Raw genomic sequence first — 24,417 nt, 5'->3', positions numbered from 1 at the left:
CCAAAGTTAGGTGAGGCTGGTCTGATGGAGGGAGACGGCGGTGGCCGCGGCAGGAGACGGACCCCCGAACTGCGGGGCTCCGGAAGCGGCCATGATCACCGGCCGGCTGGCAGAGCTGCTCGGTGTCGACCCCACGGCCATCGACCCGGACGGCGACCTGATCGCGCAGGGGCTGGATTCGATCCGGATGATGGCGCTCGCGGGGCGTTGGCGCCGAGACGGATTCGACGTCGACTTCGCCCGGCTCGCTGCCGCCCCGTCGGTGCGCGCCTGGGCCGACCTGCTGATCTCGCCCGACCGTGACGCCAAGACCGCCCTGGTGGCGGCGCAGCCTGCGGCGGTCGAGGGCGAACCGTTCGGGATGGCCCCGATGCAGCACGCGATGTGGGTCGGCAGGCACGACGACCAACAGCTGGGCGGGGTCGCCGGTCACCTCTACGTCGAGTTCGACGGCGTCGCGGTGGACCCGGTGCGGATCGGTCAGGCCGCCACCCGGCTTGCCGAACGGCACCCGATGCTGCGCGTGCAATTCCTCCCCGACGGAACCCAGCGGATCGGCCCGCCGGCCGATCCGCTGCCACTGGCGGTGGTCGACCTCCGCGCCGCCGACTCCGCCACCGTCGAGCACCAGCTGGCGACGATCCGCGCGGCCAAGTCGCGTCAGCAGTTACACGGGCGGGTCCTCGAGCTGACGCTGACCCAACTGCCGCACGGGCGCACCCGCCTTCATGTCGATCTGGACATGCAGGCCGCCGACGCCATGAGCTATCGGGCCCTGATGAGCGATCTCGCCGCGCTTTACCGCGGTGAGCGGCTTGCCGAGATCGGCTATACCTATCAGCAGTACCGGCAGCAGCTTTCGCCGCCGGCGAGCCTGGCGGCCGATCGGCGTTGGTGGGCCGAACGGATACCGGAGCTGCCCGATGCGCCGGCACTGCCGCTGCTGCCGGTTGCGCGGTGGATCGATCCGCACCGCCCCGGTCGTCGATGGCACTGGCTGGATCCTCGGACCCGCGACGGCCTGTTCGACCGGGCCCGAGCCCGGGGAGTGACTCCGGCGATGACGTTGGCGGCCTCGTTCGCCGACACCGTCGCGGGTTGGTCGGCCGACCCGCACTTCCTGCTCAATGTGCCCTTGTTCGGGCGTGAACCGCTGCACCCCGACATCGACAGAGTGGTTGGCGATTTCACCTCCTCGCTGCTGCTCGACATCGACCTCACCGCCGCCGACACGCCGACGCAGCGCGCGCTGGCCGTGCAGCACACCATGCACGATGCGGCCGCGCACGCGTCCTATCCCGGCCTGTCGGTGCTGCGCGACCTGAGCCGGCACCGCGGGACCCAAGTCCTGGCGCCGGTGGTGTTCACCAGCGCGCTCGGCCTCGGCGAGCTGTTCAGTCCGGATGTCACAACGCAATTCGGGACGCCGGACTGGATCATCTCACAGGGGCCCCAGGTGCTGCTGGACGCGCAGGTCACCGAATTCGACGGCGGCATCCTGGTGAACTGGGACGTCCGCGAGGACGCGTTTTGTCCCGGTGTGATCGACGCGATGTTCACCCGCCATATCGACGAGGTGCGGCGGCTCGCTCACGACGACGCCGCCTGGGACAGCCCACGCTCCCCGCTGGTGCCGGTGCAGCACCGCGCCGCACGCGACGCACTGACGGCACGCACCGCTGCCAGCGGCCGCATGCTGCACGACGGCTTCTTCGACACCGCCGAACGCAGCCCAGACGCCCCAGCCATTTTCAGCAGTTCGGGAGAGCTCACCTACGGGCAGCTGCGGCGCCAGGCGCTGGCCGTGGCCGCCGCGCTGCGGGCCGCCGGCCTTCCGGATGGCGGCACCGTCGCGGTGCTGGGTCCCAAATGCGCCGAACAGGTGCCCGCGTTGCTGGGTGTCCACGCCGCGGGCGGGGCCTACCTGCCGGTCGGGGCGGACCAGCCGCGCGAGCGGGCCCAGCGCATCATCGCGGGGGCGGCGGTCGACCTCGTGCTGGTGTGCGGCGGCGCCGAGCCCCCCGACGCGGGAGTGCCGGCGATGACTGTCGCCGAGGCGATCACCCGCGGCAACGGCAGCGAATTCGGTCCTGTCACAGGCGATCCCGACCGGCTGGCATACGTGCTGTTCACCTCCGGTTCCACCGGTGAGCCCAAAGGGGTCGAGGTCACCCACGACGCGGCGATGAACACCGTCGAGTTCATCACCGGGCACTTCGGGCTTGGGCCGGACGATAGATGCCTGGCGCTGTCCACGCTGGAGTGCGACATCTCGGTGTTGGATGTGTTCGCGACCCTGGCGACCGGCGGTGCGATCGTCGTGGTGGACGAGGAGCGGCGCCGCGACCCCGATCACTGGGCTCGGCTGATCGATGCCCACCGGGTCACGGTGCTGCACTTCCTGCCCGGATGGCTGGCGATGCTGCTGGACGTGGCCGGGCCGTTGCCGACGGTGCGGGTGGTGCCGACCGGCGGCGACTGGGTCACCCCCGACATGGTCCGCCGGCTGCGTCAACGCTCACCGGGCGTGCGGTTCGCCGGGCTCGGCGGTGCCACCGAGACGGCGATCCACAACACCATCTGCGAGGTGGCCGAGGTGCCGGCGCACTGGACGGTGATTCCGTTCGGAAAGCCGTTGCCCAACAACCGGTGCCGGGTGGTGAACGCAGGTGGTGCGGACTGTCCGGACTGGGTGGTCGGCGAACTGTGGATCGGCGGGCGGGGGCTCGCCCGCGGTTATCGGGGCAGGCCCGATCTGACCGCTGAGCGCTTCGTCACCGACGACACCGGCACCTGGTACCGGACCGGCGATTTGGCCCGGTTCTGGCCGGACGGGACATGCGAGTTCGTCGGCCGCGCCGACCACCGGGTCAAGATCAGCGGCTATCGCGTCGAACTCGGCGAAGTCGAGGCTGCGCTGTGCCGCGCGCCTGGTGTGCGCGGCGCCGTCGCGGCCGCCATCGCCGCCGGGTCGCAGCAATGGCTGGCGGCGGCCGTGGCCCTGGAGCAGGGCGCGCCGACCGGCGACGAGCTCGCGGTGTGGTTGGGCGCGCAGCTTCCGCCACACATGGTTCCGCGCCACATCGAGATCCTCGAGAGCATTCCCTACACGATCGGGGGCAAGGTCGATCGCCGCTCGGTCGAACGCCTGCTGGCCGATCACTTCGAATCCGCGGCTGTGCATCGGCCGCCGTCGGGCCCGCTGCAGGTCGCGCTGGCCGCGATCGTCGCCGGCGTGCTCGGCGTATCGCAGCTGGCGGTTGACGACGACTTCTTCGGCCGCGGCGGTGATTCCGTGCTGGCCACCACCGCGGTGGCGCGGATCCGGCAATGGCTGGATGTACCGGGTGTCAGCGTCGCCGACCTCTTCGCCACGCGCACGGTCGAGCACCTGACCGGCCGGCTGCGTCAGCTCGAACCCGCCGAACGGCTCGACCAGATCGCCGAGCTGTATCTCGAAGTCACCGATATGGATACCGCCGACGTGGCCCTGGCCCTGCGCACGGAGAATTGATGACCGACCAACTTGGCACCGATCAGCAGCGCCTGGAGTTGTTGCGCCACAAGCTGGCCCAGCGCGGCCTGCTGACCAGGCCGACCACCGGTGCCGACCCCGCGGCGATGACCGACGGCCAGCGGCGCATGTGGTTCGTTCAGTCGGTCGACGCCACCGGCGCACTGCTCAATGTCGGGGTGTCCTATCGGCTGGACGGCGAACTCGACCCGGATCGCCTGCACGCCGCAGTCGACGCTGTCGCCGCACGACATCCGATCCTGCGCACGACTTACCACACCGACGGCGCCGGGGAACCGTCCGCGCGGGTGCGCGACGACCTCAAACCGGGCTGGGCTCAGCACGATCTGGTCGAACTCAGCCCGCAAGCGCGGGGACTGCGACTGGAGGTTCTCGCCCAGCGCGCGTTCACCGCCCCGTTCGACCTGACCGCCGAGGCGCCGCTGCGGATCGCCCTGATCCGGGTCGGGGTATCCGAGCACGTGCTGTTGCTGACCGCCCATCACATTGCGTGGGACGACGCGTCCTGGCGGGTGTTCTTCTCCGATCTGACCCGCGCCTACCAGTACGGGGCTCTCGACCCGGCACCGCCGGCCGCCGCCCCGGTGTCGGGTACGCAGGACGCCGATGTCGCGTACTGGCGCACGATCCTCGCCGATCCGCCCGAGCCCCTGGAACTCCCCGGCCCCACCGGGTCGGCGGTACCGTCGGTGTGGCGGGCCGACCGGTGCATGACCCGGCTGCGCGCCGAGACCGCCGAAGCGGTGGCCGGCCTCGCGCGGGAGTCGGGCGCGACTCCGTACATGGTCCTGCTGGCCGCGTTCTCGGCGCTGCTGCACCGCTACACCCACGCCGACGATTTCCTGGTCGCCGCACCGGTTCTCAACCGCGACTCTGATGACGTCATCGGCTACTTCGGCAACACTGTGGCGCTGCGGATGCGGCCTGAGCGCTGGGGCTCCTTCCGCGACTTGGTGGCAGCGGCCCGCGACACCGCCGTAGGCGCCTTCGCCCATCAACGAGTGAACCTCGACCGGGTGGTTCGGGAGCTGAACCCGGATCGTCGCTACGGCGTCGAACGGATGGCGCGGGTGGGATTCGGCATGCGGGAATCGGAAGGCGCCGGCTTCCACCCACCGGCTGTGCGGTGCCGCCGCGCCGAGTTCCGCGGTCAATACGCGCAACTGCCACTGGGATTCATGGTCGAGTTCACCGGCGGCGAAGTCGACATCGAGGTCGAGTACCTCACCGAGGTGATCGACGCAGGACTGGCCCGCCAACTGCTCGACAGCTTCACGGTGCTCCTGCACGCCGCGCTCGCGAACCCGGATCAGGCGCTGGCCGACTTGCCAGTGCTGGACGAGACCGCCATGGCGTGGCTCGACCGGATGTCTCACGGCGACGAATTCCTCTGCCCAGAAGCAACACTCGGGGATCTGGTGGCCGAGCGCGCCGATGCACAACCCGACGCCACCGCGGTCGTCTACGAAGGGCGCCACTACAGCTATCGGGAGATCAACGAGGCCGCCAACCGGCACGCACATTGGCTGATTGCGCACGGGATCGGCGCCGAAGACCGGGTCGCGGTACTTCTGGACAAGTCGCCCGAGCTGGTGGTGACCGCCGTGGGTATCGCCAAGGCCGGCGCCGTCTACCTGCCCGTCGATCCGGAGTATCCGGCCGATCGGATCGCCTACATCCTCGCCGACGCCGATCCCACGATGGTCATCCGCGAACCGGTCACCGGTGTCGAGGATCTGCCGGCCGGCAACCCGGCGGCCTCGGATCTGGTGCGGCCGTTCGGTCCGGCCAACACCGCCTACCTGATCTACACGTCCGGGTCGACCGGATTGCCCAAGGGCGTTTCGGTACCGCACCGGCCGGTGACCGAGTACTTCCGGTGGTTCGCCCAGGAATACCGGGTCAGCACCGAGGACCGGCTGCTACAGGTCGCCTCACCGAGCTTCGACGTGTCGATCGCCGAGATCTTCGGCATCCTGGCCCAAGGTGCCCGGCTGGTGATCCCGCGCAGCGACGGCTTGCGCGACATCGGTTACCTCACCGATCTTCTTCAACGCGAGGCCATCACGTCGATGCACTTCGTGCCGTCGCTACTCGGCCTGTTCCTGTCACTGCCCGGTGTCGAGCAGTGGCGCACACTGCGTCGGGTGCCGATCGGGGGTGAAGCTCTGCCCGGTGAATTGGCGGACAAGTTCCACACCACCTTCGACGCGCTGCTGCACAACTTCTACGGCCCCACCGAGGCGGTGATCAACGCCTCGCGCTACAAGGTCGAGGGCAGACAGGGAACCGGCGTGGTCCCGATCGGCACACCGAAGATCAACACCGCGATCCACCTGCTCGACGACGCGCTACGGCCCGTGCCGCCCGATGTGCTCGGCGAGATCTACATCGGCGGAACCCACCTGGCACACGGATATCATCATCGGCCGGCACTGACTGCCGAACGCTTCGTCGCCGATCCGTTCAGTCCGGGCGGCCGGCTCTACCGGACCGGCGACCTGGCCCGGCGCAACCGCAACGGCGACCTCGAGTTCGTCGGCCGCGCCGACGAACAGGTCAAGATCCGCGGCTTCCGGATCGAACTCGGCGAGGTGGCCGCGGCCATCACCGTGGATCCCAGCGTCGGCACCGCGGTGGTGATCGCCGCGGAACTGGCACAGCTCGGCAAGAGCCTGATCGCGTACCTGACGGCGGCGGCCGGCGACACCGTCGACATCGACCGGGTCAAGGTGCGGGTCGCCGCCGCACTACCGGATTACATGGTTCCTGCCGCCTATGTCGTGGTCGACGAGATCCCGATCACCGCCAACGGAAAACTGGACCGGGCCGCACTACCCAAACCCGAGATCACTCCGGTGGCCGACTATCGTCCGCCGGCCTCGGAGACCGAGCGCACCGTCGCTGCACTGTTCGCCGACCTGCTCGGTGTCGACCGGGTCGGCTGCGACGACACGTTTTTCGGCCTCGGCGGCCATTCGCTGCTGGCCACCAGGCTGGTCGCCGCCGTCCGGGAGGCCTGTGATGTCGAGGTCAGCGTGCGCGACGTATTCGAGCGCGGGACACCGGGCGAGCTCGCCACGCTGATCGACGAGCGGCGCCACGGCCACCTGGAATCGAGCCGGCCGCAGCTGGTGGCCCGCGCCGGCGACGACCGGTCCGCCCTGTCGGCCGCCCAGCTGCGGAGCTGGTTCCAATACCGTGTCGACGGCCCCAGCCCGGTGAACAACATCCCGTTCGCGGCCAGACTGACCGGCCCCTGCGACGCCGACGCGCTGGCAGACGCGGTCGGTGACGTGATCGCCCGCCACGAGATCCTGCGGACCGTATACCGCGAGATCGACGGCGTCCCTGAGCAGGACGTGCTGGCCGCCGACACGGTGACCGTCCGGCGGCTTGACGGGCCGGACGGAGAGTGGCTGACACGACAACTCGACACCGAACGGGCCCACCGGTTCGAACTCGAATCGCAGGTGCCGATCCGCGCTGCGGTGCTGCGCACCCCCGAGCAGTGCGTGCTGTCGATGGTCGTGCATCACATTGCCGCCGACCACTGGTCGGCCGGGGTGTTGTTCAGCGATGTGCTCGGCGCCTACCGCGCCCGCCGCGATGGCGGCGCGCCGAACTGGCAGCCGCTGGCCCTCCAGTACCGCGACTACGCGGCCTGGCAGGTCGACCTGCTCTCCGACACCGACCTGATGGACGCCCAGCGGCAGTACTGGGTCCAGCAGCTCGGCGGGCTGCCGGAGGACACCGGGCTGCGCCCAGACCTGCCCCGGCCGCCGGTGGCCGGCGGAGCAGGCGCGGCCATCCCACTGCGCATCGACCGCGAGGTGCGGGACCGGCTCACGGCGCTCGGTCGCGAACTGGGCATCACCGAGTTCATGCTCCTGCAGACCGCCGTCGCGGTCGTCCTCAGTAAGGCGGGCGGCGGCACCGACATCCCGCTCGGTACCCCGGTCGCCGGTCGCTCCGATGCCGAATTAGACCGTCTGGTCGGCTTTTTCGTCAACATCCTGGTGTTGCGTAACGACTTGTCCGGCAATCCGACCCTGCGTGAGGCGTTACTGCGGGCGCGGGAAACCGCCCTGGCGGCGTACTCGAACCAGGACCTGCCGTTCGACCGGGTCGTCGACGCGGTCAACCCGGTGCGGTCGCTGTCACGTAATCCGCTGTTCGGTGTCGTCGTGCACGTCCGTGAGGAACTTCCCGAGCAGCAGCTGATCGAGACCGGCCCGGACGGCGAGACCAGATTCACCGCGCTGGAGCCGACATTCGACGTGGCACACGCCGATCTGAGCGTGAACTTCTTCGTCGGCGACGACGGCTACCGCGGGCATCTCATCTATCGCACCGAGCTGTACCACCCGGCCACCATGCACCGTTTCGCCGAATGGTTGGACCAGGTCCTCGACGCGTTCGCCGCCACCCCGGACACCCGACTGCGTGACGTCGTCCTGCTCGGGACCGCCGAAGCGCAGCAGGTGCTCACGCAGAGCCGCGGTATCGTCTCGCCCCCAGACCGTCCCCGGACGGTGCCGCAGCTCCTGGAGGCCAGCCGGGCGTTGGGCAGTGACCGGGTCGCGTTGCGATGTGGCGATGAATCGCTCGATTACGCTGCGCTGCATCATCGTTCGGACCGGCTCGCGCACCTGCTGGCGCGTCACGACGTCGGTCCCGGCTCGCTGGTCGGTATGTCGATGCGCCGCGGAATCGACCTGGTGGTCGCCCTGGTCGGCATCATGAAGGCCGGCGCTGGATTCTTTCCGCTCGATCCCGGCTATCCCGCCGCGCGTAAACAGTTCATGCTCGACGACGTCGCGCCGAAGGTTGTGGTCGTCACCGCCGAAGCCGGCGCGGCCATGCCGGTCGCCGACGGGGTGGCGGTGATCTCGATGGACGATCCCGCCGTGCGGGCCGAACTGGACGCCGGCGATCCGGTCGCACCGCTTGCCCCGCCGCGCCCCGACGACCCGATGTATCTGATGTTCACCTCGGGCTCCACCGGAAAGCCGAAGGGTGTGGTCGGCACCCATCGGGCGATGAGCACCCGGCTGTCCTGGCAACTCACCCACTACCCGGTGCCCGGCGACGACATCCGGCTGGCCCAGGCGCCGATGACATTCCTGGAGGGGTGCATCGAGACGCTGGCCGGTCTGGTGGCTGGTGCCACGCTGATCGTCGCCGACGATGCCGAACACCGTGACGTCGAGGCGCTGGCGGCGCTGATCCAGCGGCACTCGGTGGCTCAGGTCACCGGGGTCGCCAGCCTGGTCTCCGCCCTCGTGGACAGCGCGCCGGATGCGGTGCGGGCGCTGCGTCGCCTGGTGTGTTGCGGAGAACCGGTCAACGTCTCACTGCTGCAGCGCTTGACGGCCTGCGTGGCCGGCGCGGCGGACTCCGTCGAGGTGCTCAACGCCATCGGCGCCACCGAGACCTCAGGCGCCCTGATCCGTGGCCCGCTGGACCTGCCCATCCCGAAGATCGGCACCCCGATGGAAGGATCGCAGGTCTATCTGCTCGACGACGCGCTGCAACCGGTGCCGGTCGGTGTGGTGGGCGAGCTGTACTACGCCGGGGAACAGATCGCCCGCGGGTACTGGAAGCAGCCGGGGTTGACGGCGGCCCGGTTCGTTGCGAATCCCTATGCCGCCACGCCGGGATCGCGCTTCTACCGCAGCGGGGACCGCGGTCGATGGACCGAGGACGGCCGGCTCGAGTTTGTCGGCCGGACCGACCACCAGGTCAAGGTGCGCGGATTCCGGGTGGAGCTTGCCGAGGTCGAGGCGGCACTGAAGGCCGCCGATGGCGTCGCCGTCGCGGCCGCTCGCACGTGGGACGGACCCGGTGGGGCCGCCCTGGCCGGCTACGTGGTGGCGCACGAGCCGGTGGCCGACCCGGCGGCGTTCGCCGCCTCGGTCCGGACCTCGGTGGCCGCGGTGCTGCCGGGGTACATGACACCGTCGACGATCTCGGTGCTCGACGCGATGCCGTCGACGGAATCCGGGAAGCTGAACCGGCCTGCGCTGCCCCGCCCGGAGGCGCACACCACCGGGACCCGCGAGCCGGTCAGGACCGATACCGAGAGCGCCGTGGCGGCCGCGATGGGAGAGTTGCTCGAGGTCGCCGGAATCGGCCGCGACGACGACTTTTTCACACTCGGCGGGGACAGCATTCTGTCGGTGCAGCTCGCGGCGCGGATGCGCGCCAAAGGCTTGACGGTCGACCCCCGGATGATCTTCGAGTATCCGACCGTGGCAACGCTGGCCGAGGCGGTCGACGCCCGGCCGTCCGGTGCACCGCACGCCCAGGGCGCGGACATCCGGCACCGGCCCATGTCGGTGTCGGGGCTGTCGGCAGCGGACCTGGACGCACTGGCGTCGTCGTGGCCGAAGGCCCGTCCGTCGTGACCGCCGCCGGCATCGATGACGTGCTGGCGCTGTCGCCGCTGCAGCTCGGGCTCTATTCGCACGCCACCCTGATCGGACCCGCCGCCGACGACCCGTACGTCATCGCGATGGCCGCGGACGTGACCGGCCCGCTCGATGTCCGGCTGCTGCGTGACTGCGCCTCGGCGATGTTGGTGCGCCACCCCAACCTACGGGTCAGCTTCTGGCACCACGACCTTCCCCGGCCCGTCCAGATCGTGCCGTCCACCGTGGAACTGCCCTGGCAGCACCTCCGCGCCGACGACGATCAGGTGGACATCCTCGAACAGCGGGAACGCCACAGACCGTTCGACCTGCACGACGGTCCGCTGATCCGGTTCCTGCTCATCGAGCTACCCGAGCGACGTTGGCGGCTGGTCGTCACCGCGCACCACATCGTGATCGACGGCTGGTCGCTGCCGGTGTTCATCGGCGAGCTGCTCACCCTGTACCGGATGGGTGGCGATCCCGGCGCGCTGCCCACCCCGCGGCTCTACCGCGATTACATCGGATGGCTCGCCGACCGCGATCCCGCAGTCAGCGAACAGCTCTGGCGTGACCACCTGGCCGGGCTGCCTGGCCCGACACTGCTGTCACCTGCGCTCGGCGGGCAGGGTGCAGGGCTGCCGAAGCGCACCGAGTTGACACTGCCGGGCACCGACACCACACAACTCGCCGTGGCCGCTCGCGCCCGTGGCGTCACGATCAACACACTGCTGCAGATGGCCTGGGCGCTGATCCTGTCCCGGCTGACCGACAGCGACGACGTCGTGTTCGGTGTCACGGTGTCCGGGCGTCCGCCCGAACTGGCCGGCGTCGAGACCATGGTCGGGCTGTTCATCAACACCATCCCGCTGCGGGTTCGGCTGGACCCGAACAGCACTGTCGCCCAGCACTGTTCGACCGTGCAGAGGGAAGCCGCCGAACTCCGCGACCACTGTCAGCTCACGCATTCCGCGCTGCGCGGCCTGGCCGGTGTCGGGGAACTGTTCGACACCCTGCTGGTCTACGAGAGCTTCCCGCCCGCCGATGTGGTCGGCGGCCGGCTGTTGCAGGCCGGCCCGGTGAGTTTCCGGCCTGCCGGGATGGAGAGCCTGACCCACTTCCCGGTGACCATTGCCGCGCATCCTGCCGGCGATGCGCTCACCCTGCTGGTGGAAGTCACCGACAATGCGCTTCCGGTGACATCGGCGCAGACGCTGGGCAGCCGGGTCCTGCAGACCATGCGCCGGCTGATCGAGCGGTGGGACAGCCCGCTGGGCGCGGTCGGCATTCTCCTCGACGGCGAAGCGGGTGCGTCCGGTGCCCCGATCCCAGCCACCGGCGATGAGCGCACCGTGGTCGACAGGTTCACCGAAGCCGCTGTGACACACCGTGATGCGATCGCGGTGCGCGACGGTAGCGACGCGCTGAGCTACACCGAGCTGCACGAACGGTCGGATCGGCTCGCCGGCCTGCTGGCCAGATCCGGCGTACGCAGCGAAACCCCGGTGGCGATCCGGCTCCCCCGCGGCGCCGACTACGTGGTCGCGATGCTGGGCGTGCTCAAGGCCGGTGGGATGGCGGTCCCGCTGGAACCGGCGATGCCGGCCGGCCGGGTGGACTCGATCCTCGCCCAGACCGCGACCAACCACGTCATCGACGCTGACGTCGTGGCTGCGGCTCGCACCGCGCCCAGATTCACCGCACCCACCGCACCGGAGCAGGCCGCCTATGTGGTGTTCACCTCCGGGACAACCGGAGAACCCAAGGGCGTCATCGGAACTCACCGAGCCCTGCTCGCCTATATCGACGACCACGGCGAGCGGATGCTGCGGCCGGCCGCCGAGCGTCTCGGCCGGCCGTTGCGCATCGCCCACGCCTGGTCCTTCGCGTTCGACGCCGCCTGGCAGCCACTGGCCGGGTTGTTCTTCGGCCACACCGTGCACCTGGTCGACGAGACCGATCGCCGCGACGCCGAGGCCCTGGTCGAGATCATCGGCGAGCAGGAGATCGACATGGTGGACGTCACCCCGTCGATGTTCACCAACCTGCGGCGGGCCGGATTGTTCGGACGCACGTCGCTGTCGGTGCTGGCGCTCGGTGGCGAAGCCGTGGGAGCAGTGGACTGGACCGATATTCGAAAGGCATGCAGCCACTCGCAGTTGGCCGCCCACAACTGCTATGGGCCCACCGAGACCACGGTCGAGGCAGTCGTCGCGGCGATCGCCGACCACGACCTGCCGGTGATCGGCGGGCCCACCCGGTCGATGCGGGCGGTGGTCCTCGACACGTGGCTGCACCCCGTGCCCGACGGGGTGGTGGGGGAGCTGTACCTGGCCGGTGACCAGGTGACCCGTGGCTATCTCGGCAGGCCCGCCGAAACCGCGGCCCGGTTCGTCGCCGCACCCGGCGGGGGCCGGATGTACCGCACCGGCGACCTGGTGCGCCGGGATCCCAACGGTGCGTTGGTGTTCATCGGCCGGGCCGACACCCAGATCCAGGTCCGCGGTCATCGGGTGGAACCCGGTGAGGTCGAGGCGGTGCTGCAGGACGCCGCGGGCGTGCGCCACGCCCATGTCGCCGTCCACCGTCATGCGGTCGGCCACCAGCTGATCGCCTACGTGGCCGGGGACGCCGCGGTGGATGATCTCCGAGTCTTGCTGCGAAACCGGTTGCCGCGCTACATGATGCCGCACCGAATCGTCGCCGTCGAGCGGATCCCACTGACCGCCAACGGCAAGGTGGACGAGGCCGCGCTGGCTGCGGCGGCGGGCCCGGAAGCGACACCCGAACTTCCGGGTACCCCCACGGAGGTCGTGCTGGGCCGCGCCGTCGCCGAGTTGCTCGGCCGTGCCGACGTCGACATCGACGCCGACCTGCTGGACCTCGGCCTCGACAGCATCGCGGCGCTGTCGCTGGTCCAGGCTGCCCGCCGAGCCGGTCTGCCGCTGCGGGCACGGCTGGTGCTGGAATGCGGGACACTTCGCGAACTCGCGGCGGCCGTGGACCGTGACGGCGACGCCGACACTGCCGGCCCGGAGCCGCAGGGACCGATCCCCGCCCTGCCCGCGGTTCATTGGCTCTACGAACATGGCGATCCGCGCCGGCTGGCGCAGATCGAGGCGATCAGCCTGCCACCCGGCGTCACCGGTGAGCGGCTGCGGCGGGTGTTCGACGGTCTCGCCGCCGGACACGAGATGTTCCGCAGCCGGCTGGATCTGGCGACCATGACGTTCCTGCCGGTCGACGGCCACCCCATTCCGCTCTCCGAGGTGGAGGTCTGCGGCGACCTCGGTGACGCCGTCACCGAGCACGCCGGCGCCGCTGTCGAGCGTCTCGATCCCGAACGGGGACAGCTCTGCGAGGCGCTGTGGCTGCACCACCGTGGCGAGACCGGAGTGCTGGTGCTGGTCGTCCACGTGCTGGCGATGGATCCGGCGTCCTGGCGCATCGTCCTCGCCGAGTTGGCGGCGGGCTGGTCCACCGCAGGTGCCGAGATCGTCAGCGAGGAGCGGATCAGCTATCGCCGCTGGGCGCATCGGCTCGCGGCCCGGGCGGCCGAGCTCGACACCGTCGGGTTCTGGCTGGAACAACTCGCCGGTGAAGATCCGGTGTTGGGTGCCCGGCGTATTCGGCCGGGAGTGGATCGGTTCGCCGACCTGGCGATCACCGTCACGGTCACCGAATCCGATGTCACGAACGCTCTACTGGGCGCGCACACGCCGATCCAGGATCTGCTAGCCGTGGGCTGCGCCCAGCTGATCGCGCGTTGGCGCGAAAGACGCTCGCAGCCCGGCTCGATTCCCTTGGTGGCGCTGGAGACGCACGGACGCGACGGCGCCGACGACACGGTCGGCCTGCTCAGCGCCATCTACCCGCTGCGGATCAGGCCCGGCGAGCCGCTGCCCCTGATCACCGGGCAGCCCACCGATTACGCACTGCTGCGCTATCTGCGCGGCGACACCGCCGAGCGCCTGCGCGGACTGCCCGGACCGCAGGTGCTGCTGAACTACCTCGGCCGGCTTGATCTCGATGCGGGCGCACTGCTGGACCGGGGACTCCTCGCCAACGCCCCGATCATGACCGAACCAAACGTCGCGGTCCGCCACGAGCTGACCCTGGTTGCCGCGGTCGCCGGCGGAAAGCTGGTCACGCAATGGCGAACGCTGCCCGACATCTTCGATGAGACGGATGTGACTGCGCTGCAGTCCCTGTGGGACGAGGTCCTTCGGAATCTGGCGCAGGTGCGGTCATGACCGCGCGGCTGGCCATTCTGGGCGCCGGGGCCAAAGCGGTTGCGGTGGCGGCCAAGGCCGCGATGCTGCGGGAGATGGGGGTGGCGACGCCGGAGATCGTGGCGGTCGAGCGGGCCGGTGTCGCCGCCAACTGGGGCGCGTCCGGCGGTTGGACCGACGGTCAGCACCGACTCGGCACCAGCCCGGAGAAGGATGTCGGCTTCCCCTATCGGTCGACGATCCTGCCCGGGCGCAACGCCGAACTCGACCAACGGATGATGCGGGTGAGCTGGCAGGCACACCTGGTGGCCACCGGCCGTTTCGCCGAGTGGATCGACCGCGGCAAACCCGCACCGACCCACGACGCCTGGGCCGGGTACCTGCGCTGGGTAGCCGATGCCGCCGCCTTGAACGTCGTTGCCGGCGAGGTGGTCCGGCTCAGCCTGGACGGCCCGTCGTGGTTGCTGCACACCCGCGACCAGGTCATCGCGGCCGATGCGGTGATGATCACCGGCCCTGGTCAGCCGGACCGGTCGGTACTGCCCGGGCACCCGCAGGTGCTCTCCATTGCGCAGTTCTGGCAGTTGGCTGCGGCGCGCGGCCGTATCGACGCCGAGCGGGTCGCGGTGATCGGCGGCGGGGAAACCGCGGCATCGATGCTGAACGAGCTTTTCAGACATCGGGTTTCGACGATCACGGTGATCTCACCACAGGCGACGCTCTTCACCCGCGGCGAGAGTTTCTTCGAGAACCGGATGTTCAGCGATCCATCGGACTGGGCGTCGCTGACCCTGCCCGAGCGCCGCGACGTGATGGCCCGCACCGACCGTGGGGTGTTCTCGGCCCGGGTCCAGGACTCATTGCTTGCCGACGACCGTATCCGGCATCTGCGGGGCCGGGTCGCCCACGGGGTGGGTGCCGACGGCCGGATCAGGATCACGTTGCACACCGACCGGCACGGTGAACGCCTGGAGACGGTCCACGGGTTCGACCTCGTGATCGACGGCTCGGGTGCGGACTCGCTGTGGTTCCTGCCACTGCTGGGTCAGGATGCACTCGACCTGCTCGAGGTCAGATTGAACGGGCCGGTCACCGGTGACCGGCTGCAGCGGGCGGTCGGTGACGACCTGGCGCTGGACGCAGTGTTGCCGAAGTTGTTCCTGCCCAACCTGTCCGGGCTGCGCCAGGGTCCAGGGTTTCCCAACCTGAGCTGCCTGGGCCTGCTGTCCGACCGTGTCCTGGGGGCGGACCTTGCTATTCACACGAACGGGAGAGAAGTTGAGTACCAATCCTTTTGACGACCAAGACGGACGCTTCTACGTGCTCGTCAACGACGAGGATCAGCACAGCCTGTGGCCTGCCTTCGCCGACATCCCGGCCGGTTGGCGGCGGGAATTCGGCGAGGCGGATCGTGACGCGTGCGTGCAGTTCATCGAGCGGAACTGGACCGACATCCGGCCCAAGAGCCTGCACTGAGAGCCTCGACAGGCAACTTATGCAATGCTAACTTGCTCGGTAAGTTGGTTAGGCAAACCTAAGGAGATGGGGGTGGCATCGACGGCTGCCCCGGACGATGCCCATGGACAACGTTGTGGTGACTTCGAGGCGTCCGGTACGCCTGGACGCGGACCTGGTGAGCCGATTCGCCACCGCCTGTAAGGCGTTGGGCCTTCCGGTCTACGACCGCCGGCGCCCTGCCGACGCGGTAGCCGCGCGGCGCGCCTTCGTCGAGCTCACCCGGGTCGCCTACGAGCAGTGCGACGCCTGGACCGGCCTGGCTGCCGCAGGCGGGGCCGGCCTCGAGGTGCTCGCCGCGGTGGTGCGCACCCTCGACACCAGCGGCATGCTGCAGCGTCGGATCGAGCTTCCCGTCGGAGCGCTGGGGTTCGACTACGACACCGGCCTCTATCTGAGGTTCCGGGCCACGACCCCAGACGAGTTCCGGCTGGCCCATGCCGCTGCTCTGGCCATCGACGGCCAGTTCCCTGCCGCCGACGAGGTCGTCGCCGAGTTGCGCGCCCGACGCCCCGACTGGCATGAGGCGCGGTGGGTCGATACCGCGCTGCGATACCGCGCGCAGCGCTGGGCCGACGTCGTCAGGTTGCTGAACCCAATGGTCACCGACTCCGCTCTCGATCCGGTGTTCGCCCACGCCACCAAGATCGCGCTGGGCGTGGCGCTGGCCCGGCTCGGCATGTTCGCCCCTGCCCTGTCCCATCTCGACGAGCCCGACGGCCCCGTCGCCGTGGCAGCCGTGGACGGCGCGCTGGCCAGGGCCTTGTCGTTGCGCGCCTACGGTGACGAGGACACGGCCGGTGACGTCCTGCAGGAGCTGTACGCGGCCCACCCCGGCAACGAACAGATCGAACAGGCGCTGTCCGACCCGACGTTCGGCATCGCCACCACGACGGCGGCCCGCATCGATGCCCGAACCGATCCGTGGGACGTCGACACCGAGCCCACCGCCGACGATTTCGTCGACCCGGAGGCACGCGAACGCAAGGCCGCATTGCTCGAGGAAGCCGAGCGGGAACTCGCCGAGTTCATCGGTCTCGACGAGGTGAAAGATCAGGTGTCACGGCTGAAGAGTTCGGTGGCCATGGCGTTGCGCCGCGAGCAGCGTGGCCTGGCGGTGGCTCAGCGCACGCACCACCTGGTGTTCGCGGGCCCGCCCGGAACCGGCAAGACGACCATCGCACGCGTGGTCGCCAAGATCTACTGCGGCCTCGGATTGCTCAAGCGCGAGAACGTTCGTGAGGTCCACCGCGCCGACATGATCGGCCAGCACATCGGGGAGACAGAGGCCAAGACCAACGCCATCATCGACAGCGCCCTGGACGGGGTGCTGTTCCTCGACGAGGCCTACGCGTTGGTCGCGACGGGTGCGAAGAACGACTTCGGCCTGGTGGCCATCGACACCCTGCTGGCCCGGATGGAGAACGACCGCGACCGCCTGGTGGTGATCATCGCCGGCTACCGGGCAGATCTCGACCGATTCCTGGACACCAACGAGGGCCTGCGGTCCCGGTTCACCCGCAGCATCGTGTTCCCGTCCTACGCGGCCCCCGAACTGGTGGAGATCGCCGCCGCGATGGCCGCGAACCGGGACAGCCGATTCGACCCGCAGGCCTTGCGCACGCTCGAGGAGCTGTTCGCCCGGCTGGCCGACTCGGCCACCCCCGACTCGGCCGGGGTCGCCCGACGCAGCCTCGACATCGCCGGCAACGGCCGGTTCGTCCGCAACGTCGTCGAACGCTCCGAGGAAGAACGCGAATTCAGGTTGGACCATACGGATCTGGCCGGTGGGGACTTCACCGACGAGCAGATGATGACGATCACCGCCGACGACGTGCGCAACGCCGTCGTGCCGTTGCTGCGCGGTCTCGGCCTTGAGGTCCCCGCCTCGTGAGCGGCCCGGACGGCGGCGACCGCCGGTCGTTCTCGTCGCGGACGCCGGCCGGCGAGAGCCCGGAGGAGATCACCTACCGGCGCGGGTTCATCACCCGCCACCAGGTGACCGGCTGGCGATTCGTCATGCGCCGCATCGCATCCGGGATCGCACTGCACGACACGAGAATGCTGGTCGACCCGTTGCGCAGCCAGTCCCGGGCGGTGCTGATGGGGGTCTTGCTGGCGGTCACCGCCTTGGTCGGCTGCCTGGTGTTCTCGGTGTTGCGCCCCGGGGGAGTGCCGGGCAACGACCCGGTGCTGGCCGACCGGACCACGTCCGCGCTCTATGTCCGGCTCGGCGACCGGCTGCACCCAGTCCTCAACCTCGCGTCCGCGCGGCTGGCGATCGGCCGGCCGGTGGATCCCACCGTCGTCAGCGGCGAGGCGCTGGACACCTTCGCCCGGGGCAGCCTGATCGGCATCCCTGGAGCACCGGAACGCATGGTGGCCAACTTTTCCCGCGACGCCAGCTGGACGATCTGCGACAGCGCGGACGGACCTGCGGAATCCGCGGGCACCACGGTGATCGCCGGGCCGGTGGGGCGCGGCGGCGCCCGAGCCGACGCGTTGCCCACCGGCGATGCGATCCTGACCGGCGGCGCCGAGGGAACCTGGCTGCTGTGGGGCGGGCGTCGCAGCGCCATCGACCTCGGCGACCGCGCGGTCACCGACGCTCTGGGTCTGCCCGCCGCCGTGCCCGCGCCCCGGGCGATCGGGCGGGGCCTGTTCAACGCGGTTCCCGAGGCCCCTGCCCTACGCGTTCCCCAGATCCCCGGCGCGGGATCGCCGACGGCGTACCCGCTGCCCGTTGCGGCTCCGATCGGCGCCGTGGTGATCGCCTACGCCAACGACGGCACCCCGGTCAACTACGCGGTGCTGCCCGACGGTCTGCAACCGATCAGCCCCGTACTGGCCGCGATGCTGCGTAACGCCAATTCCTACGGTCTGGCCCAGCCGCCGCAGCTTGGCGCGGACGACATTGCCCGCCAGCCGGTTTCGGCGATGCTCGATGTGGCAGCGGTTCCGGCCGCGCCGGTGACGCTGATCGCTGCCGCCGACGCGCCGATCACGTGCGCGCAGTGGACCAAGATCGACGGGGCGGCCACCAGTTCGCTGTCGTTGCTCTCGGGCTCGATGCTGCCGTTGCCGGAGGGCCTTAGATCGGTCGGCCTGGTCGGTGGCGCCAATCCGGGAACGGCGACCCGGGTGGCACTGCCACCGGGGCGCGGCTATTTCGTGCAGACCGTCGGCCAGCAACCGGCCTCACCACCAGCCGGATCCCTGTTCTGGATCTCCGACACCGGGGTTCGGTACGGGATCGGTACCGGTCGTGACGATGTCGAGAAAACCGTTGCTGCACTGGGTCTGACACAACCTGCGGTACCCGTCCCGTGGTCGGTGCTGACCCTGTTCACACCCGGCCCCGCGCTGTCCCAGTCCGATGCACTGGTCGCCTATGACGCGCTCGGACCCGCCCTGGCACAGGAGGCCCGATGAGCCGGCTGATCTTCGAGGCGGGCCGCCGGATTCCCGGTCCCGCGACGCACAAGGGTGCGATCGTCATCGAATCGCCGCCCGAGCTGGCGCGGGTGATCCCGCCGTCGCTGCTACGCCGGGCCCTGCCGTTCCTGATCGTCTTCCTGATCGTCGGCATGATCGTCGCGATGGTGGCCACCGGGATGCGGTTGATCTCGCCGCAGACCCTGTTCTTTCCCTTCGTGCTGTTGCTGGCCGCGACCGCGCTCTACCGCGGCACCGACAACAAGATGCGCACCGAGGAAGTCGATGCCGAGCGGGCCGACTATCTGCGCTACCTGTCGGCGATCCGTGACAAGGTGCGGACCGCCGCGGCCGCGCAGCGGTCGGCGTTGCTGTGGTCCCACCCGGATCCGACCACGCTGGCCGCCATACCGGGGTCGCGCAGGCAATGGGAACGCGACCCGCATGACGGCGACTTCCTGGTGGTGCGCGCCGGGCTGCACACGGTGCCGTTGGACACCACGCTGCGCGTCAAGGACACCGCCGACGAGGTGGATCTCGAGCCGGTGTCGCACAGCGCATTACGCGCACTGCTGGACACCCAGCGCGTGGTTCGGGACGCGCCGCGAGGCATCGATCTGAAGATGCTGTCGCACATCACCGTGGTGGGTGACCCGGCGGAGGTGCGAGCCGTGCTGCGTAGCTGGCTGTCCCAGGCCATCACCTGGCACGACGCCGCCTCGCTTGGTGTCGCCCTGGCCAGTCCCGACCTCGAATCCCCGGACTGGTCCTGGCTGAAATGGCTGCCGCACACCGATATAGCCGGACAACTCGACGGCTGCGGGCCGGCGCGGTACCTGGCGGCAAGTACTGACGAGCTGATCGCCGCGATCGGGCCTGCGCTGGCCCAGCGGCCGCTGTTCGGCGCCGAGGCCGACGGTCCGCTACGGCACCTGGTGGTCGTCGTCGATGATCCCGACCAGACTCCGCAGGATTCGGTGCTGGTGACCGGGATCGCCGGTGTCACGGTGATCTACGCCGCGGCAAGCGATTCCGAGCCCATGCCGGGCCAGTACGCCGATCCGGACCGTCCTGTCCTGCGGGTGGCCGGCGGGTCGATCCAGCGGTGGGAGAGCGAGGGTTGGCGACCTTTCGTCGACCGTGCCGACCTGATGTCATCGGCCGATGCGGTTCAGCTGGCCCGCGGGTTGTCGCGCTGGGACTCGAACCCGACGCATGCCGGACTGCGTTCACCTGCCACCAGGGGCGCGAGCTTCACCACGCTGATGGGAATCCCCGATGCGTCGGCGCTCGACGTCGCCGACGTGTGGGCACCGCGGCCGCGTGACGAGGAACTGCGGGTGCCCATCGGGGTCACCGCCACCGGTGTGCCGCTGTACTTCGACCTCAAGGACGAGGCAGAGGGCGGCATGGGTCCGCACGGGCTGATGATCGGGATGACCGGTTCCGGCAAGTCGCAGACGCTGATGTCGATCCTGCTGTCGCTGTTGACAACGCACTCCGCCGACCGGCTCATCGTGATCTACGTGGACTTCAAGGGCGAGGCCGGTGCCGACATCTTCCGCAACTTCCCGCAGGTCGTTGCCGTGATCTCCAACATGGCCGAGAAGAAGTCACTGGCCGACCGGTTCGCCGACACCCTGCGCGGTGAAGTGGCCCGTCGGGAGCACGTGTTGCGCGACGCGGGACGGCGCGTGCAGGGCAGCGCCTTCGGCTCGGTCGCCGAGTACGAGGCCGCCCGTCCGGCCGCCGAGGCGGCGGGAATCGAACTGCCGCCGCTGCCGACACTGTTCGTGGTCGCCGACGAGTTCACCTTGATGCTGGCCGCACACCCCGAATACGCCGACCTGTTCGACTACGTCGCGCGCAAAGGCCGTTCGTTCCGGATCCACATCCTGTTCGCCTCGCAGACCCTCGACATCGGTCGCATCCGAGATATCGACAAGAACACGTCGTACCGGATCGGGCTGAAAGTGGCCAGTCCCGCGGCGTCCCGCCAGATCATCGGGGTCGAGGACGCCTATCACATCGAATCGGGCAAGGAACACAAGGGCGTCGGCTTCCTGGTCCCCGCGCCGGGAGCGGTGCCGATCAAGTTCCGCAGCACCTACGTCGACGGCATCTACGATCCGCCCCGGCCCGTCACGTCGTATGTGGTGCCGGCCGCCCCCGAACCGGTGCCGTTCACCGCCGGACCGGTGCCGCTCGACGAGGACATCGTGGTGCTCTCCGAGGAGCCGACCGCTCCGGTATCGCTGCCCCGCAAGCTGATTGCCACCATCGGCGACCAACTCGCGCAGTACGGACCCAAGGCGCCGGCGCTGTGGCTGCCCCCGCTCGACGAGGCCATCCCGCTGGCAGCGGTGCTGGCTCGGGCCGCCGTCGAGCAGCGGCAGTGGCGCTGGCCGCTCGGCGAGATCGACCGCCCCTTCGAGATGCGGCGCGACCCGTTGATCTTCGAGGCCGCGTCGTCAGCGGCCAACATGGTCATCCACGGCGGCGCGAGGTCCGGAAAGTCCACCGCGCTCATGACATTCATGCTGTCGGCCGCGGCACTGCACTCGCCGCGGGACGTCACGTTCTACTGCCTGGACTACGGCGGTGGACGTCTGCACGACCTGGCCGGTCTGGCCCACGTCGGCAGCGTCGCCTCGCCGACCGAGCCCGAGCGGATCCGGCGCACCTTCGGGGAACTACACCAGCTGCTGACCTCCCGGCAGCGCGCTGCGGGACGGCCGGGCGGCCACCAGGACGCCTACGGCGAGGTGTTCCTGGTGATCGACAACCTCTATGCGTTCGGCCGGGACAACACCGACCAGTTCAACACCCGTAACCCGCTGCTGGCCACCGTGACCGAACTCGCCAATACCGGCCTGGCACACGGTATCCACGTGGTGATCACCACGCCGAACTGGCTCGAGGTGCCGCTGGCGATGCGCGACGGAATCGGGCTGCGCCTGGAACTGCGGCTACCCGATCCGCGCGACAGCAACGTACGGGTGACCGACGGCTTGCGCCGGCCCGCCGAATCGGTTCCGCCTGATCAGCCCGGCCGGGGCCTGACCATGGCGGGCGAGCATTTCCTGTTCGCCGAACCCGACGTCGCGGCGATCCCCGCGATCAACGCGGCCCACCCCGGACTGCACGCGCCGCCGGTGCGGCTGCTGCCCGCCGACCTGTCCCCGGCCGAGGTGGCTCCGCTGTACCGCGGCGTCGAACAGGTCGTGCTGGGACAACGCGAGCAGGATCTGGCCGCGGTGGTGCACGACTTCGCGGAGCACCCGCTGCTGATGGTGTTCGGCGACAGCAGGTCGGGCAAGACCACCCTGCTTCGTCATGTGATCCGGACCGTTCGGGAGAACTCGACCGCCGCCGACGTGGCGTTCACGGTGTTCGACCGGCGGCTGCACCTGGTCGACGAACCGCTGTTCGCCGACAACGAGTACAGCGCGAACGTCGACCGCGTCACGCCCGCGGTGATGGGGCTTGCCGGACTCCTCGAACAGCGCCGGCCACCCGCCGGAATTCCTGCTGCCGAGCTGGCTTCGTGGAATTACCGTTCGCAGCCGGGTCCGAGGCACACCCACTATCTGATCGTCGACGATGTCGATCAGATCCCCGACGGACCGGCGATGAGCGGACCCTATGCGGGGCACCGGCCGTGGACACCGCTGCTGGGGCTGCTCTCGGCGGCAGGCGATCTGGGGCTGCGCGTCATCGTCACCGGGCGAGCCGGCGGGTCGGCGCACGCGCTGATGACCAATCCGCTACTGCGCCGGATGAGCGATCTGCAGGCAGCAGTGCTGATGATGTCGGGAAATCCCGCCGACGGTGCCAAGATCCGCGGCCACCGATTCACCAGACTGCCCGCCGGTCGGGCAATGCTGCTCGGCGACAGCGACGGTGTCGACCATGTGCAGCTCGTCAATCCGTTCACCCATGCGCACAGCGCATTTCGGTCTCAGTTCGGAGAGGACCACTCGTCATGACCCTACGAGTCATTCCCGAGGGGCTGGCCGCGGCCGGCGTCGCCGTGGAGGCGCTGACCGCTCGGCTCGCCGCCGCCCACGCCGCCGCGCTACCGCTGATCACCGCGGTGATGCCGCCGGCCGCCGACCCGGTCTCACTGCAGACTGCCGCCGGTTTCAGCGCGCGCGGTGGCGAACACGCGGCCACGTCCGCACAGGGCGCGGTCGAACTGGGCCGATCCGGTGCCGCGGTCACCGCATCGGGCGCGGGCTATGCCGCCTCCGATGCGTCCGCCGCGGCTTCGTATCTGATCGCGCGGGGAGGCTGATGACCGCGCCGATCTGGCTCGCCTCGCCGCCCGAGGTGCACTCGGCGCTGCTGAGCGCCGGCCCCGGCCCCGGCCCGCTGCTGGCCGCCGCCTCGGCGTGGCAGCTGCTGAGCGCCGAGTATTCCTCCGCGGCAGCCGAACTCGGCCAGATCCTGGCAGCGGTCAACGCCGGATCGTGGCAGGGGCCCAGCGCCGAGCAGTACGTGGCCGCGCACGGGCCCTACCTGGCCTGGCTCGAACAAGCCAGTGTGACCGGTGCCGCTGCCGCCGTGGCGCATCAGACCGCCGCTGCCGCCTACAGCACCGCGCTGGCCACCATGCCGACGCTGGCCGAATTGGCCGCCAATCACGCCGTGCACGGCGTGCTGATGGCCACGAACTTCTTCGGCATCAACACCATCCCGATCGCGGTCAACGAAGCCGACTATGTCCGGATGTGGGTCCAGGCCGCCACCACGATGGGCGTCTACCAGGCGGTCGCCGGCACCGCGCTGGCCGCCGCGCCCCAGACCGCGCCGGCCCCGCCGGTCGTGCTGCCCGGGGCGGAGGCGATGTCGGCGGCGGCGTTCGCGGCACCGTCGGCCGGTGAATCCGGCTCGGCGCTGAGCAATTCGAACGTCATCATCGACCTGCTCGAGGCGTACATCAAGGCGCTGCCGGACGGCGATCTGATCTGGGATTTCCTCACCCATCCGGTCCAGAGCATCCAGCAGATGATCGTGGACTTCCTGACCAATCCGGCCCAGGCGTGGGCGACCTGGGGCCCGCTGCTGTCTGCGCTCGTCTACCAGGCGATCTTCCAGCCCGTCGGCTGGACCACGTGGGGTTTGGCCTTTGCGTCACCGCTGTTGCTCCCGGCGCTCGTCGCGGCGGGGCTGCCCCTGCTGGGGCTGCTGGCGCTCACCCCGAACCTGCCCGCTCCCGAGGTCGCCCCCGAACCGGCGGCGGTCCCCGGACAAGCGCGGCAGAACCCGTGGCCGGTCTCGTCGA

10 protein-coding genes are annotated in these 24,417 nt (G+C 69.8%); all 10 read left to right on the top strand.

What is annotated here, in order from left to right; genetic code table 11:
- The first annotated feature begins 91 nt into the window (after positions 1–91).
- Positions 92–3,514: a non-ribosomal peptide synthetase gene (locus MSZK_RS21265; RefSeq protein WP_099250588.1), complete on the top strand. Its 3,423-nt coding sequence runs from the start codon at positions 92–94 to the stop codon at positions 3,512–3,514.
- On the top strand, positions 3,514–9,945 hold the full coding sequence (locus MSZK_RS21260; RefSeq protein WP_099250587.1) for a non-ribosomal peptide synthetase: 6,432 nt from the start codon (positions 3,514–3,516) through the stop codon (positions 9,943–9,945). The genes MSZK_RS21265 and MSZK_RS21260 overlap by 1 nt, the downstream gene beginning before the upstream one ends.
- Positions 9,921–14,201, top strand: a complete 4,281-nt coding sequence (locus MSZK_RS21255; protein WP_304528962.1) for an amino acid adenylation domain-containing protein — start codon at positions 9,921–9,923, stop codon at positions 14,199–14,201. The genes MSZK_RS21260 and MSZK_RS21255 overlap by 25 nt, the downstream gene beginning before the upstream one ends.
- Positions 14,198–15,478, top strand: a complete 1,281-nt coding sequence (mbtG, locus tag MSZK_RS21250; protein WP_099250585.1) for an NADPH-dependent L-lysine N(6)-monooxygenase MbtG — start codon at positions 14,198–14,200, stop codon at positions 15,476–15,478. The genes MSZK_RS21255 and mbtG overlap by 4 nt, the downstream gene beginning before the upstream one ends.
- Complete coding sequence (locus tag MSZK_RS21245; protein ID WP_099250584.1) at positions 15,459–15,656, top strand: MbtH family protein; 198 nt, start codon at positions 15,459–15,461, stop codon at positions 15,654–15,656. The genes mbtG and MSZK_RS21245 overlap by 20 nt, the downstream gene beginning before the upstream one ends.
- Before the next feature lie 103 nt (positions 15,657–15,759).
- The gene (gene eccA / locus MSZK_RS21240; RefSeq protein WP_099250583.1) at positions 15,760–17,589 is read left to right on the top strand and encodes a type VII secretion AAA-ATPase EccA; all 1,830 of its coding nucleotides are present in this window, start codon (positions 15,760–15,762) and stop codon (positions 17,587–17,589) included.
- A complete protein-coding gene (gene eccB, locus MSZK_RS21235) occupies positions 17,586–19,127 on the top strand; it encodes a type VII secretion protein EccB (RefSeq protein WP_099250582.1) in 1,542 nt (513 codons plus the stop codon). The genes eccA and eccB overlap by 4 nt, the downstream gene beginning before the upstream one ends.
- Positions 19,124–23,119, top strand: a complete 3,996-nt coding sequence (eccCa, locus tag MSZK_RS21230) for a type VII secretion protein EccCa (RefSeq protein WP_099250581.1) — start codon at positions 19,124–19,126, stop codon at positions 23,117–23,119. Before eccB ends, eccCa begins: the two co-directional genes overlap by 4 nt.
- A complete protein-coding gene (locus MSZK_RS21225; protein WP_099250580.1) occupies positions 23,116–23,427 on the top strand; it encodes a PE family protein in 312 nt (103 codons plus the stop codon). Before eccCa ends, MSZK_RS21225 begins: the two co-directional genes overlap by 4 nt.
- A partial coding sequence (locus MSZK_RS21220) for a PPE family protein (RefSeq protein ID WP_233211434.1) occupies positions 23,427–24,417 on the top strand: 991 nt, incomplete at its 3' end. The genes MSZK_RS21225 and MSZK_RS21220, both read left to right, overlap by 1 nt.

It is taken from the genome of Mycobacterium sp. shizuoka-1, from assembly GCF_002723835.1.
GTDB lineage: Bacteria > Actinomycetota > Actinomycetes > Mycobacteriales > Mycobacteriaceae > Mycobacterium.
The sequence above is the reverse complement of the archived record's forward strand: the minus strand, read 5'-3'. Positions and strand labels throughout refer to the sequence as shown.